Source organism: Caballeronia sp. LZ043 (genome assembly GCF_031451075.1).
In the GTDB taxonomy this organism is placed as follows: domain Bacteria; phylum Pseudomonadota; class Gammaproteobacteria; order Burkholderiales; family Burkholderiaceae; genus Caballeronia.
In genome coordinates, this window is sequence record NZ_JARUXT010000001.1 from 2517724 (window position 1) to 2531593 (window position 13870).

At 65.1% G+C, this 13870-nt stretch carries 15 protein-coding genes and 1 riboswitch; of the genes, 1 reads left to right on the forward strand and 14 read right to left on the reverse strand.

Features of this window, described 5'->3' with window-relative positions; all coding sequences use genetic code 11:
• Positions 1–13: 13 nt before the first annotated feature.
• From QCE64_RS11435 to QCE64_RS11495, 13 genes are all read right to left on the reverse strand, one after another.
• Entirely contained in the window at positions 14–253 is a 240-nt protein-coding gene (locus QCE64_RS11435; protein WP_309810225.1) for a BolA family protein, read from the reverse strand.
• Between the two features lie 16 nt (positions 254–269).
• Positions 270–1025, reverse strand: a complete 756-nt coding sequence (locus tag QCE64_RS11440) for an ABC transporter permease (protein ID WP_309833534.1) — start codon at positions 1023–1025, stop codon at positions 270–272.
• Complete coding sequence (locus QCE64_RS11445) at positions 1022–1948, reverse strand: ABC transporter ATP-binding protein (RefSeq protein WP_309931127.1); 927 nt, start codon at positions 1946–1948, stop codon at positions 1022–1024. The genes QCE64_RS11440 and QCE64_RS11445 overlap by 4 nt, the downstream gene beginning before the upstream one ends.
• Before the next feature lie 207 nt (positions 1949–2155).
• Entirely contained in the window at positions 2156–2443 is a 288-nt protein-coding gene (locus tag QCE64_RS11450; protein WP_309810234.1) for an STAS domain-containing protein, read from the reverse strand.
• Positions 2440–3069, reverse strand: coding sequence for an ABC transporter substrate-binding protein (locus QCE64_RS11455; RefSeq protein ID WP_310003843.1), 630 nt, complete (start codon positions 3067–3069; stop codon positions 2440–2442). The genes QCE64_RS11450 and QCE64_RS11455 overlap by 4 nt, the downstream gene beginning before the upstream one ends.
• Positions 3070–3193: 124 nt before the next feature.
• A complete protein-coding gene (locus QCE64_RS11460; protein ID WP_309918757.1) occupies positions 3194–4135 on the reverse strand; it encodes a VacJ family lipoprotein in 942 nt (313 codons plus the stop codon).
• A 10-nt stretch (positions 4136–4145) separates the two neighbouring features.
• Complete coding sequence (gene mlaD, locus QCE64_RS11465) at positions 4146–4721, reverse strand: outer membrane lipid asymmetry maintenance protein MlaD (protein WP_309918760.1); 576 nt, start codon at positions 4719–4721, stop codon at positions 4146–4148.
• 92 nt (positions 4722–4813) lie between these two features.
• Complete coding sequence (gene mlaE, locus QCE64_RS11470) at positions 4814–5581, reverse strand: lipid asymmetry maintenance ABC transporter permease subunit MlaE (protein ID WP_309918763.1); 768 nt, start codon at positions 5579–5581, stop codon at positions 4814–4816.
• Complete coding sequence (locus tag QCE64_RS11475) at positions 5578–6393, reverse strand: ABC transporter ATP-binding protein (protein ID WP_309918766.1); 816 nt, start codon at positions 6391–6393, stop codon at positions 5578–5580. Before QCE64_RS11475 ends, mlaE begins: the two co-directional genes overlap by 4 nt.
• Before the next feature lie 97 nt (positions 6394–6490).
• On the reverse strand, positions 6491–7585 hold the full coding sequence (thiE, locus tag QCE64_RS11480) for a thiamine phosphate synthase (protein WP_310003846.1): 1095 nt from the start codon (positions 7583–7585) through the stop codon (positions 6491–6493).
• Complete coding sequence (locus QCE64_RS11485) at positions 7582–8388, reverse strand: thiazole synthase (RefSeq protein ID WP_309918773.1); 807 nt, start codon at positions 8386–8388, stop codon at positions 7582–7584. Before QCE64_RS11485 ends, thiE begins: the two co-directional genes overlap by 4 nt.
• 38 nt (positions 8389–8426) lie before the next feature.
• Positions 8427–8624 (reverse strand): sulfur carrier protein ThiS, encoded by a 198-nt coding sequence (gene thiS, locus QCE64_RS11490; protein ID WP_310003848.1) that lies wholly within the window; start codon positions 8622–8624, stop codon positions 8427–8429.
• A 15-nt stretch (positions 8625–8639) separates the two neighbouring features.
• Entirely contained in the window at positions 8640–9800 is a 1161-nt protein-coding gene (locus QCE64_RS11495; RefSeq protein ID WP_309918779.1) for an FAD-dependent oxidoreductase, read from the reverse strand.
• A 224-nt stretch (positions 9801–10024) separates the two neighbouring features.
• A riboswitch (TPP riboswitch) is annotated at positions 10025–10149 on the reverse strand.
• A gap of 276 nt (positions 10150–10425) precedes the next feature.
• On the opposite strand from QCE64_RS11495, the gene QCE64_RS11500 reads away from it, so the two are divergent.
• On the forward strand, positions 10426–12168 hold the full coding sequence (locus QCE64_RS11500; protein ID WP_310003850.1) for an ABC transporter ATP-binding protein/permease: 1743 nt from the start codon (positions 10426–10428) through the stop codon (positions 12166–12168).
• A gap of 171 nt (positions 12169–12339) precedes the next feature.
• Here QCE64_RS11500 and QCE64_RS11505 read toward each other — a convergent pair whose 3' ends face one another.
• Positions 12340–13806, reverse strand: a complete 1467-nt coding sequence (locus QCE64_RS11505) for a glutamate synthase subunit beta (protein WP_309918786.1) — start codon at positions 13804–13806, stop codon at positions 12340–12342.
• Between the last annotated feature and the right edge of the window lie 64 nt (positions 13807–13870).

Here is a 13870-nt window from a genome sequence, read left to right on the forward strand (position 1 = left end):
TGGCCGGCCGGGTTCAGGCCGCTTGCCACTCCTCGGGCGTGAGCGTCTTCATGCTGAGCGCGTGAATTTCCTCGCGCATGCGCTCGCCGAGCGCGGCATAGACGAGCTGATGGCGTGCGATCGGCCGCTTGCCGGCGAACGCGTCGCTCACGATGGTCGCGAAGAAGTGCTGGCCGTCGCCCTCCACTTCGAGATGCTGGCAGGCGAGACCGGCTGCGATATAGCCTTTCACCTGCTCCGGAGTCGGTTGCATGGAAGTCTCCTTGAATTTAATGACGCAGCTTGAAGCCGCTCGCGAGCATGCGCACGGCGATCAACGCCAGCGCGGCCAGGAATGCGCCGACGATGCACAGGCTCACCAGCGGATTCACGTCCGAGACGCCGAAGAAGCCGTAGCGAAAGCCGTCGATCATGTAGAAGAACGGGTTCAGATGCGACACCGCGCGCCACAGCGGCGGCAGCGAATGTGTCGAGTAGAACACGCCGGAAAGAAACGTGAGCGGCATGATCAGGAAGTTCTGAAATGCGGACAGATGGTCGAACTTGTCGGCCCAGATGCCCGCGATCAGACCCAGCGTACCGAGGATGCCCGAGCCGAGCACCGCGAACGCAATGATGTAGAACGGCGCGGAAAAAGACATCGGGATGAACCATATCGTCACGATGAACACGCCTAGCCCGACGCACAGCCCACGCGCCACCGACGCCAGCACATAGGCGAAGAACATCTCCCAGTGCGCGATGGGCGGCAGCAGCACGAACACCAGATTGCCGGTGATCTTCGACTGGATCAGCGACGACGAGCTGTTGGCGAACGCGTTCTGCAACACGCTCATCATCACGAGGCCGGGCACGAGAAAGCTCGTGTAGCCCACGCCCGGATACACCTGCACGTGCCCCGACAATGCATGACCGAAGATGGTCAGGTACAGGAGCGCCGTCACCACCGGCGCCAGCACGGTCTGGAACGACACCTTCCAGAAGCGCAGCAGCTCCTTGTAGAACAACGTCTGGAAACCGCTCATGAAAGTCCCTCGACCACTTCGGGCCCGTTCATCACCTGCATGAACACGTCTTCGAGATCCGCCTTGCGCACTTCGATTTCGTCGAAGGTGCAGCCGGCCGCGCGGCATTTGGCGAGGATCGGCTCGACGTCGTCGTAGCTCGTGAGCCGCAGCAGATGCTGGGCGCCGGACACGGCCTGCGGATCTACTTCGAGCGCACGCAGTTCGGTGGGCAACGGGCCATTCGCCAGACGCAGGTAAAGCTGCATGCCGGCGAAGCGCTGCAACAGCGTGCTCGTGCGTTCCAGCGCGACGACTTCGCCGCGCCGCAGCATCGCGAGGCGGTCGCACAGGGATTCGGCTTCTTCCAGGTAATGCGTGGTCAGCACGATGGTGTGACCTTCGCGGTTCAGGCGCGAGATGAACTTCCAGAGCGTCTGGCGCAATTCGACATCGACGCCGGCGGTGGGCTCGTCGAGCACGATCACCGGCGGCCGGTGCACCAGCGCCTGCGCCACCAGCACGCGGCGCTTCATGCCGCCCGACAGCGCGCGGGTGTTGACGTCGGCTTTCTCGGTGAGATCGAGATTGGCCATCACTTCATCGATCCAGTCGTCGTTGCGGCGCAGGCCGAAGTAGCCCGACTGGATCCGCAGCGACTCACGGACGGTGAAGAAAGGATCGAACACGAGTTCCTGCGGCACCACGCCCAGCGCGCGGCGCGCCGCGCGAAAGTCGCTGACGACGTCGTGTCCGCGCACGGAGATCGTGCCGCTATCGGCACGGGCGAGGCCGGCCAGGATGCTGATCAAGGTGGTTTTGCCCGCGCCGTTCGGGCCGAGCAGACCGAAGAATTCACCCTCTTCGACCGTGAGGCTCACGCCTTTGAGCGCCTGGAGCTCCTTGTAGCGCTTCCTGACGTTTCGGATTTCTATCGCTGACATGGACTGTGCGCGGGCCACGTTCGGCCGCGCCTCGATTGTGCGGGGATGGCGCTTTCGGGCCCGCTCGAACCGGCTCGCATAAAGAGGGCCGGGGCAACGCCCGAAAAAACGTTTGATTATAGGGCAAAGCGGCCTGGGCCGACCTTGCGGCGATCCTGCTGGCGTGAACGCAGCGGCCACCTGGGCCGCTGCGAGTTCAGTGCTGGATCAATGTCGGAAGGAGAGAAGCGTATCGACGCCATAGGCTCGCGCAAGACTCTCGAGCCCGGAGGGAAGATTGAAGACGCCGAGCGCGGCGCCACGCGCCGACGCGGCGCGCTGCCATGCGAGCAGCACGGCGAGCGCGGAGGAATCGAACTGCGTGAGCGGTGCGCAATCCACCTCGCTCGCGCCCGCCGCGATGCGCGACAGGCCGGCTTCGAGCGCGGCCTTCGCGCTCTCATGCGTCAGCGACGCGGCCGTCTGAAAACGGCCGCCCGTGGCCGGCGTACTCACGATGCCTTGCCGCTCGCGAGCTGCTGATTGCGCTGCGTGAGGAACTGCAGGAGGCCGCTCACGCCATGCTGCTGGATCTGCTCGTTGAACTGCTGCTGATACGCCTGGATCAGCCACGCGCCGAGCACGTTGATGTCGTACACGCGCCAGCCTTGCGGGGTCTTGTACAGGCGGTAATCCAGTTCGACCGGCGAACCGTTGTTCATCACGACCGAGCGGACCACGACATCGTTATCTTCCGGCGACGCGCGGAACGGCTTGTACTGGATGGTCTGGTTACGCACTTGCGCCAGCGCGCCCGCGTAGGTGCGGATCAGCAGCATCTTGAACTGCTCGACGATCTGCTTCTGCTGTTCGGGCGTGGCCGTGTTCCAGTTGCGGCCCATCACGAGACGCGTGGTGCGCGTGAAATCCGTATAAGGCAGGATCTTTTCGTTGACGAGCTTGGTGATCTCGTTGATGTTGCCCGACTGGATCTGCTTGTCGGACTTGAGTTGATCGAGTACTTGCGTGGTCACGGTCTTGATCAGCTGTTCCGGCGAATTCGCATCCACCGACTGCGCCGACGCCGAACCGCAGAAAGCCACCAACATGGCGAAAAGGGGAAGAAGCAATAGTTTTTTCATCGCAAACCCTGCAGAGATAGAGGCTTCAGTTTGAGCGTGCTGCCTGAATCGAGTTCAGGCGAGACACGCTCCAAATCGTAAGAAATGACGTCAGCTATGTTACCGCGCGTTAGCTAACCACCGCTCAACGCAGGCGGAACGAAGGGAACCCGGGCGGCGCGCGCGGCGGTACGTACTGGTTGCCGGGCACGGTGCCGTTGACGTCGCTCGCCGGAGCAGGTGCAGCCGCCGTGCCTGATGCCGGCGCGGCGCCCTCGGCTGCCGATGATGCTGCCGACGCGGGCTCGGCGGGTGCTGCCGTTTCCGATGCCCCGGTCGCAGCGGCCGCGCCTTCGCTGTCGGAATAATTCGGCGGCGGCGTTTCATAGTCGGACATGCTGCTGCCGCCCCCGGTGATCAGGAACTGGCGGCGCTGCAGGTACGTGTTGCGCACGAACGTGTATTTGTCGAGGGCGGCGTCGGCCAGCAGGTCGGAGACGTCCAGCAAATTCGCCCGCGTGTTGATGAGGTTCACGCCGTACAGCGCCCAGCTCACCGAATCCGGGCTGACGTAGGTCAGCGGATTGCCGAAATAGTCGACCACCAGGCCGGCGGAATCGCGCACGGTGCTCGGGCCGAGCAGCGGCAGCACGACATACGGCCCCGGCGGCACGCCGTAATGGCCCATGGTCAGGCCGAAATCGCCCACGTGCTTCGGCAGCTTCGCGAGCGTTGCGACGTCGAACAGGCCGCCGACGCCGAACACCGTGTTGATCGCGACGCGCATGATGTCCGACACGCCGTCCGCGATCTTCAACTGCATGAGATTGTTCGCGGCGATGTACACGTCGCCGATGTTCGAGAAGAAGTTGGTCACGCTGTTGCGCACCGGCTCCGGCACCGCCCACACGTAGCCCTTCGCCACCGGCTTCAGCGCGTAGCGGTCCACCGTGTCGTTGATCGTGAACATCGTGCGGTTGTAGCTCTCAAACGGATCGCCCTTGCTGGGCGTCGTCACGGTGGCACACCCGCCGAGTGCCGCTGCGCACACGATCATCGCCGCGCACCGCATCCCCATGGCCTGCATGTTCTTCTCCTTATTGAGCCGCGCCCGATGCAGGCGACGCAGCCGAAGCCCCAGAAGCCCCCATTGCGCTCGCCGCGCCCGGGAAGGCCGGTGCAGCGGGAGCCGGTGCAGCCGGCGCCTTCGATGCGCCGGAATCCGCCGCCTTGTTATAGAGGAACTGGCCGATCAGGTTTTCGAGCACCACGGCGGACTGCGTCATCGTGATGGTGTCGCCGTTCTTGAGCATCTGGTCGTCGCCGCCGGGATCGAGGCCGATGTACTGCTCGCCGAGCAGGCCCGAGGTCAGGATCTTCGCCGACGAGTCCTTCGGAAACTGGTACTGCTTGTCGATGTCGATGGTGACCACGGCCTGGTACGTGTTCTGGTCGAAGCCGATGCTGCCGACCCGTCCCACGGTCACGCCCGCGCTCTTGACCGGCGCGCGCGGCTTCAGTCCGCCGATGTTGTCGAACTTGAGCTTCACCGCATAGGTTTGCTGGAACGACAGGGAACTCATGTTGCCCGCCTTCAGCGCGAGAAACAGCAGCGCCACGAAACCGAGCACCACGAACAGGCCGACCCAAAAGTCGAGAGCAGTCTTTTTCATCGTCTTCCCAAAGAGAATCTTTTCGCAGATGGCGCGTGACGGTCTGTGGCCTTCACAACGCCCGCGCCGGATCCGGCACCTGGCACCGGGTTCTAGCTGAACATCAGCGCGGTCAGCAGGAAATCGAGCCCGAGCACGGCCAGCGACGCGTACACGACGGTTTTCGTCGTCGCGCGCGACACGCCTTCCGGCGTCGGCCTCGCTTCGTAGCCCTGGAACAGCGCGATGAACGTCACCGCGAAACCGAACACCACGCTCTTGAGGACGCCGTTGCCGACGTCGCGCCAGACATCCACGCCGCTTTGCATCTGCGACCAGAACGCGCCCGGATCCACGCCGATCAGCATCACCCCGACCACATAGCCGCCGAGAATGCCCACCGCGCTGAAGATGGCCGCCAGCACCGGCATGGCGATGATGCCCGCCCACAGGCGCGGCGCCACGACGACCCTCAGCGGGTCGACGGCCATCATTTCCATGGCCGTGAGTTGTTCGCCGGCCTTCATCAAGCCGATTTCCGCCGTCAGCGACGTGCCCGCGCGCCCGGCGAACAGCAGCGCGGTGACGACCGGGCCGAGTTCGCGCACCAGCGACAGCGCGACCAGCAGGCCGAGCGCCTGTTCGGAACCGTAGCGGCTCAGCGTGTAATAGCCCTGCAAGCCGAGCACGAAACCGACGAACAGGCCCGACACCGCGATGATGACGAGCGAATAGTTGCCGACGAAGTGAATCTGTTTCGTGACGAGCCGCGGACGGCGCAGCAGCGGGAAGAATTCGAGCACGAGCCGCGCGAACATGCGCGTGGCGTAGCCCGCGGTGCCGAAGCCGTCCAGCACCCAGCGTCCGATTGCGCTGATCATGCGCGCCCTCCGATGCCGAAATCCTCAGCAAGCGGAGTGCTCGCGTAGTGGAACTTGAACGGGCCGTCCGGCGTGCCGTCGATGAACTGGCGCACGGTCGGGTCTTCCGAGGCCCGCAGTTGCGCCGGCGTGCCTTCGGCGTGAATGCCGCCGTTCGCGATGAAATACACGTAGTCGGCGATGGCGAAGGATTCGGGCACGTCGTGCGTGACCAGAATGGATGTGGCGCCGAGGGCGTCGTTGAGCGTGCGGATGAGCTGCGCCGTGATGCCGAGCGAGATGGGATCGAGGCCGGCGAAGGGCTCGTCGTACATCATCAGTTGCGGATCCAGGGCAATGGCGCGCGCCAGCGCCACGCGCCGCGCCATGCCGCCGGAAATCTCCGACGGCGCGAGGTCGCGCGCGCCGCGCAGGCCGACCGCGTTCAGCTTCATCAGCACGAGGTCGCGGATCAGATCTTCCGGAAGATCGGTGTGTTCGCGCAGTGCAAACGCGACGTTTTCGAACACGGTCTGGTCCGTGAACAGCGCGCCGAACTGGAACAGCATGCCCATCTTGCGGCGCAGTGCGTACAGGCCTTCGCGCGTCTGCGCGCCGACGTCCTGGCCGCCGAACATCACCTGGCCGCGGCTCGCCTTCACGAGGCCGCCGATCAGACGCAAGGTAGTGGTCTTGCCGCAGCCGGAGCCGCCCATGACGGCGACCACCTGCCCACGCGTGAAACGCATGTTCAGGTTGGATAGAACGAGCCGGTCGCCGTAGCCGAAATCGACGTCGCGCAGCTCCAGCAGAGTCTCGGAAGAAGCAGGCACTGGGTAAGAGATTCCGTTGACGCAAGAGGCCGAATTATAGGGCCTGCGCGCAATCGGTGCTTTGCCTAGGGCCGTGCCTCCGCCTTTTTGAGAGTTTTCACGGTTGACCAGCAAACATTTGTTGCAATGTCGAAACCGCTACGGCGGTGTCCGGCGCCTCGGTGACGGCACGCACTACCGCGCCGCTGCCGACGCCCGTCGCGAGCACGCCGGGCATCGCCTGGGCATCGATTCCGCCGATCGCCACCAGCGGCACGCGGCCCGACAGCAACTGCACGTAGCGCGCGAGCCGCGCCAGGCCCTGCGGTTTGGTCGGCATGACCTTGGTCGTGGTCGGGAACACGGCGCCGAGAGCCAGGTAGCTCGGCCGGAAATGCAGCGCGCGCAGCATCTCGTAATAGCCGTGCGTGGACAGGCCGAGCCGCACGCCGGCCCGCGCGATCGCGTTCAGATCCGCCGTCTGCACGTCTTCCTGGCCGAGATGCACGCCATAGGCGCCCGCCGCGATCGCCTCGCGCCAGTGATCGTTGATGAACAGCTGCGCGCCGTGCCTGCGCCCCGCTTCGACCGAAAGCGAAATTTGCTCGCGCAAAACGGCGGGCGTGTCGGAGGCGGTCGACTTGCGGCGCAGCTGCGCCGTGCGCACGCCGAGATCGAGGACCCGTTCCACCCAGGTGGCATCCGGCAGCACCGGATACAGCCCGAGCCGGTCCGGACACGGCGCGAAGCCGCCTTCCGGTGCGGGCGGCAAGTCCGCGACGCGCGGGAAGGTCGCGAAATCGACGGGCCATGCGTCGTCGCGCGCCTCGTCGCCGGCACGCCACGCAAGCGCGAGCACCAGCGCGTCGTGCGGCTCGAAGTTGCAATCAAGGAACGCGGCGAGCGCCGCGAGCCAGTCGTCGCTGCGTGCGCCTTCCAGTGCGAAACGCTCGTCGCCCCGATGCAGCACCACGCGCTCCTCATGGGCTTCGAGCACGGCCGCGCCCTGCTCCGTCAGGCGCCCGGCGTCGGCGTCGTGCGCCTCGGAGAACACGATCAGGTCGTTCGCCTGCGGCGTTTCGGGCGCGGTCAGGCAAATGCGCCAGCGCGTTTCCGCAACGGGCCAGTCGCCCAGCCGGGCGCGGATCCGTTCCGCGACCTCGATCAGCTCGTCCGCCGGCGGCCAGAACACTTCACGATTCAGCAAGCTCATGCCGCGCCTCCTTCCTGATGCCAGAACGGCATGCCGACCACCGGCGTGCTCGCCTGCGCGCTGTCGCGCTCGGCCATCGGTCCGGCGAGAAACGCGGTGCGTCCCGCCTCGACGCCCAGCGCGAACGCCCGCGCCATCTGCGGCGGAAAGGTCGCCTGCGACACCGCCGTGTTGAGCAGCACGCCGTCGAAGCCCCATTCCATCACCTGACTGGCGTGCGACGGCACGCCGAGCCCGGCATCGACGATCAGCGGCACGTCCGGCAAACGCTCGCGCAGCGTGCGCAGCCCGTACGGATTGGTCACGCCGCGACCGGTGCCGATCGGCGCGCCCCATGGCATCAGCGCTTCGCAGCCCACGTCGAGCAGGCGCCGGCCGATCACGAGGTCTTCCGTGCAATAGGGCAGCACCTTGAAGCCATCGCGGATCAGCTTCGACGCCGCCTCGACCAGACCGATCGGATCGGGCTGCAAGGTGTAGTCGTCGCCGATCAGTTCGAGCTTGATCCAGGGCGTCTCGAACACTTCGCGGGCCATGCAGGCCGTGGTCAGCACCTCGTCGACGCTCTGGCAGCCCGCCGTGTTCGGCAGCAGCGCGACGCCGTGACGCTTGAGCACGTCGAAGAAGCCGGCCTCGCCAGTCTCGGACTGGCGCCGCAGCGCAACCGTCACCATGCCGGGACGCGCGGCGTCGATGGCGTCCGACAGCGATTGCAGCGACGGATAACGCGACGTGCCGAGCAAGAGCCGGCTCGGGAACGACTGGCCGTAGAGCGTGAGCACGTCGGCGGTCTGTGTGGTCATGATGGGATCCTTCGATTCTTCGGAATGCGTCATGCGACCTAGCCGCCCGCGACGGGCGACACGACGTCGAGCCGGTCGCCGGCGGAAAGCGTACGGATGGCGTGCTCGCCGCGCGCGACGAACTGGCCGTTGAGCGCGACGGCGAACGGCGGTGTCGCGCCGAAGGCGGCGAGCGCCTCGTTGACGGTGGCGGCGTCGGGCAGCTCGAAGGCGCGCTGATTGATGTGGATGTTCATGGCTTTGTCTCTTGTCTAGTGCGACAGCGCCGGCGCCGGTGTCGCAACGGTGTCGGCCGCGCCATGCAGCAGTTCCGGCCAGCGGGCGGCGCGGCGATGTTCATCGAAGCTCGCGTGGCTGGCCACATTGCCGGCGATGAGCGCTTCCGCCAGCCGGCACGCGGCGTCCGCGACTTCGGGCGCAATCATGAAGCCATGCCGATACAGCCCGTTCACGCGCACCGTCCGTGCCCCGTCCCAGACGATGGCGGGCCGGTGATCCGGCAAGGTCGGCCGGCAGTGGGCGTTGAGCTCGAGAATGCGCGCCTCGCCGAAACCCGGATGCACGGCGAACGCGGCGCTCAGCAGTTCGAGCGCGGACCGCACGCTCACCGGCGACATGTCCTCGCCTTCGATTTCCGTCGCGCCGATCACGTAGAGATCGTCCTGCTTCGGCGCGATATAGAGCGGATAGCGCGGATGCAGCAGCCGCACCGGCCGCGACAGCCCGATGCCCGGCGCGTGCACTCGCGCCACCTCGCCGCGAATTCCGCGCAGCGCGGGCCAGGCGGGCTTGCCGCCGAGGCCGCGGCAATCGATGATCCAGCGCGCGTCGGGCATGGCCTCGACCGTCGTGTTCCAGTGCGTGCGCACGCCGCGCGCGGCGAGTCCCGCGGCCAATGCGGCGAGCGCCTGGCGGTTGTCGAGCTGTCCTTCGTTCGGCAGCAGCCAGCCTTGCGCGAAACGCGTGCCGAGCGCCGGTTCCGCCTGCGCGACCTGGGTGCCGGCGAGCTTGACGAAGCCGCCATCGAGCAGGCCGGCCGGAGAATTGGCGCGCAGCCGGCGTTCGAGCAAGGGCGCCTCGGCGCGATCCGCGCCATGCCAGACGACAAGCGTGCCGTTGCGCTGGAAAAAGACCGGCTCGGGCAATTGCGCGATGAGCCCCGGCCAGCGTTCGAGCGATGCCGCGCCGAGCCCGACCACAAGCGGTTCCGCGCTGGCGGCTTCGGCGAGCGGCGCCAGCATCGCGGCGGCAACCCAGGCGGCTGACTGCGAGCCGAGCGCGTCGCCGCGCTCGAAAAGACTCACTCGATGCCCCGCGCCTGCCAGCTGCCAGGCCACGAGCCGGCCGACGAGCCCGCCGCCGATCACGGCGAAATCCGCCTGGGGGTCGGCGGTCTGATGGATGCTGTTCAATTCGATGTCTCCTATCGGCCGGCGCGGGCACATAAAGCGTGCGCACGAGGCTCATGCCTCACGCTGCGTCAGAAAGGAGGAAGGCAGAATTGGCCCGATCCGTCCGTGCAGGCGCTGCGGCACATCACAAGGACGACATGGGCGGAGAGACCGGCCCGGCTGCGGATGCGCGCCGGACGGAAAGAACAAGGTGCGGAAGAAACTGGAGGAATGGCGCGGGTGGCGCGCGTTCTCCGGAAACTTCCCTCGCCGGTATTACCCGGATCGGGTGCAAAGGGTCTCTCTCAGCCTCGCTGCGTGAGGGCCGGTTCCGGCCGTCGATGCATGCAAAGCACCCCTGTTTCGTCGAAGGTCATTAGAACATGAAAGGCAAAGGCGCTGCAAACCGGGATTGCGCCCTGCTTTTTTCCTGTGCGGCGGCACTCTGGCACAATGCCGCGAACACGGTTCAGCCGGCGAGCGCGCGAAATTAAGTGAGCGTTAAGGCAAGTTCGGAACAATTTGCAGGCCCGAAACTGGCTGCCCTGAACACCACCGCAGGCCGCAGCCGGCCGCACCGCGCAGCACGCCCGTCGCGCGACCACGCAACAATCCGCCGCCCGAAGGGCGCATCGGCAGGAAGCTCATGATCGACACCCGTACCGAAAATACTCAGCAAAAGGCCGACGAAGTCTCGGCGTGGAGCCTCATCAAGCCCTACTGGGTTTCCGAGGAACGCGGCTTCGCGTGGGGCCTGCTCGTGGCGATCATCGCGATCAACATGACGGTCGTGTGGATCAACGTCCGGCTCAACAGCTGGAACGCGGACTTCTACAACGCGCTGCAGAACAAGAACGTCAAGGATTTCCCGCACCTGCTGCTGATCTTCACCGGCCTGGCATTCGCCTACATCCTGCTCGCGGTCTATGGACGGTATCTGCGGCAGATGCTGGCGTTCCGCTGGCGCCAATGGCTGACGAACAAGTATCTCGAACAATGGTTCGGCGACAAGGCCTTCTATCGCATTGAACGCGACCGGCTCGCCGACAACCCTGACCAGCGTATCAGCGACGACCTGCAATCCTTCGCGACCACGACGCTTTCGCTCTCGCTCGATCTGCTCTCGACGCTCGTCACGCTGGTCACGTTCATCACGATCCTGTGGACCATCGCGGGCGCGCTGACCTTCTCGCTCGGCGGCACGCCGATCACGATTCCGGGCTACATGGTCTGGGCCGCCGCGCTGTACGCGATCCTGGGCTCGCTGATCATCCAGAAGGTCGGGCATCCGCTGGTATCGATCAACTACCAGCAGCAGAAGGTGGAAGCGGACTTCCGCTTCGGGCTGATCCGCGTGCGCGAGAACGCCGAACAGATTGCCTTCTACGACGGCATTACGACCGAAACGGCGACCGCCAAGTCCATTTTCCAGCGCATTCGCGACAACTGGTGGCTGATCATGAAGTACACGAAGCGCATGACCTTCGTGCTGAGCTTCTATGGCCAGATCGCCATCATCTTTCCGATCATGGTCGCGGCGCCGCGCTACTTCGCGGGCGCGTTCTCGTTTGGCGTGCTGATGCAGATTTCATCGGCGTTCGGCACGGTCAGCGATTCGTTTTCCTGGTTCATCAACAGTTATTCGACCTTGGTCGAATGGCGCGCCACGGTGAATCGTCTGCGTGAATTCAAGCGCGTGATGCGCTCCACCCACATCCGCGAGGAAAACTCGCCGGCGACCGCGCGCGGCGGCATTAACCTGCACTACACGAGCACGCCGTCGCTCACGACCAAGGATCTCACGCTCGCGCTGCCGAACGGCACGCCGCTGTCGCGGGTGGCGAACGTGTCGGTGGAGCCGGGCTCGCGCTGGCTGGTGGTCGGACCGTCGGGCTCGGGCAAGAGCACCCTGATGCGGGCGCTCGCGGGACTGTGGCCGTTCGGCGACGGCACCATCGACGCTCCCGTCGACGCGAAGATGATGTTCATCCCGCAAGTGAGCTATCTGCCGATCGGCACGCTGCGGGCGGCGCTCGCGTACCCGTCGCCGGGCGGCACGTTCAGCGACGAAGAAACCCGCGAGGCGCTGCGTCTCTGCAATCTCGGGTCGTATGTGGATCGGCTGGAGGAAAGTGCGCATTGGGCGCGGAGTCTGTCGCCGGGCGAGCAGCAACGTCTGGCCGCGGCGCGCGTGCTGCTGCACAAGCCGGATTTCCTGTTCCTCGATGAAGCGACCAGCGCGCTCGACGCGGAGAACGAACTGCATATCTACAACACGGTGCTGGAGAAGCTGCCGAAGGCGGCGATTCTGAGCGTTGCACATCGTGAGTCAGTCGCGATGTTCCATGACTACAAGATCGAGATCGAGAGGACGATGGCGGAAGCTTGAGGCGGTTTTCGGTTTCGGGTGGGTCGCGAGGACCGCATCGGTGAGGGATTGCTGGTGCGGTTTTTTCTTTGCTATCTGGCGCAGTAGTCAACAGCGCCTGCGCTCCTGAAAACCAAAAAGGCGGACAGCCTTTCGACCATCCGCCTTTCTCAAGCCTGACAAGACGACCCTTTAACGCGGCAGCTCACTGCTCCCCATCAGGAACGCATCGACCGACCGCGCGCACTGGCGTCCCTCGCGAATCGCCCACACCACCAGCGACTGGCCGCGCCGCATATCGCCCGCCGTGAACACCTTGTCCACCGACGTGTAATACGCTTTGTCGCCTTCGGTCGAAGCACGCACGTTGCCGCGCGCATCCTTCTCGACGCCGAACGCTTCCAGCACCGGCGACACCGGCTGCGTAAAGCCCATCGCGAGCAGCACGAGATCGGCCTTCATCTCGAACTCCGAACCCGGCACTTCCTGCATCTTGCCGCCCTTCCACTCGACGCGCACCGCAATCAGCTTCTCGACCTTGCCGTTCTTGCCCTCGAAGCGCTTCGTCGCCACCGACCAGTCACGCTCGCAGCCCTCTTCATGCGACGAAGAGGTGCGCAGCTTGATCGGCCAGTACGGCCACACGAGCGGCTTGTTCTCTTCTTCAGGCGGCTGCGCCAGCAGTTCGAACTGCGTCACGCCCTTCGCGCCATGCCGGTTCGACGTGCCGACACAATCCGAACCCGTATCGCCGCCGCCGATCACGACCACATGCTTGCCCTTGGCCAGCAGCTGGTCCGGGACCTTGTCACCGGCATTGACCTTGTTCTGCTGCGGCAGGAATTCCATCGCGTAGTAGATGCCCTGGAGCTCGCGGCCCGGCACCGGCAGATCACGCGGCGTTTCCGACCCGCCCGCGATCACCACGGCGTCGAACTGTTCCTTCAGCTCGTCCGGCGTGATGGTTTCCTTCGCCGTGTTGGCGATGTATTCCGGCATCGCTTCCTTGCCGATGAACACATTGGTGCGGAACGACACGCCTTCCGCTTCCATCTGGCGCATGCGGCGGTCGATCAGCCACTTCTCCAGCTTGAAGTCGGGAATGCCGTAGCGCAGCAGGCCGCCGATGCGGTCGTTCTTCTCGAACACGACGACGTCATGTCCCGCGCGTCCCAGCTGCTGCGCGGCAGCGAGTCCCGCGGGACCGGAACCGACCACGGCAACCTTCTTGCCCGTCTTGTGCTTCGGCGGCTGCGGCACGACCCAGCCTTCGGCGAAGGCCTTGTCGATGATCGCGTGCTCGATCGATTTGATGCCGACCGGATCGTCGTTGATGCCCAGCGTACACGCCGATTCGCACGGCGCCGGGCAGATGCGGCCCGTGAACTCCGGGAAGTTGTTGGTGGAATGCAGCACGTTGATCGCGCTCTTCCAGTCCTGCTGGAACACCAGATCGTTGAAGTCCGGAATGATGTTGTTGACCGGACAGCCGTTGTTACAGAACGGAATGCCGCAGTCCATGCAGCGCGCGCCCTGAACCTTCGCGTCTTCATCGGTCAGCGCTGCAACAAATTCCTTGTAGTGCTTGACGCGGGTCAGCGGTGCTTCGTACGCCTCGTGCTGGCGCTCGAACTCGAGAAAACCGGTTGCCTTGCCCATTTCTTTCTCTGTATTTGGTGAGGATCACGCGCTCCGACGTCTTTGCGGCAGAGCGCGCTTGTTT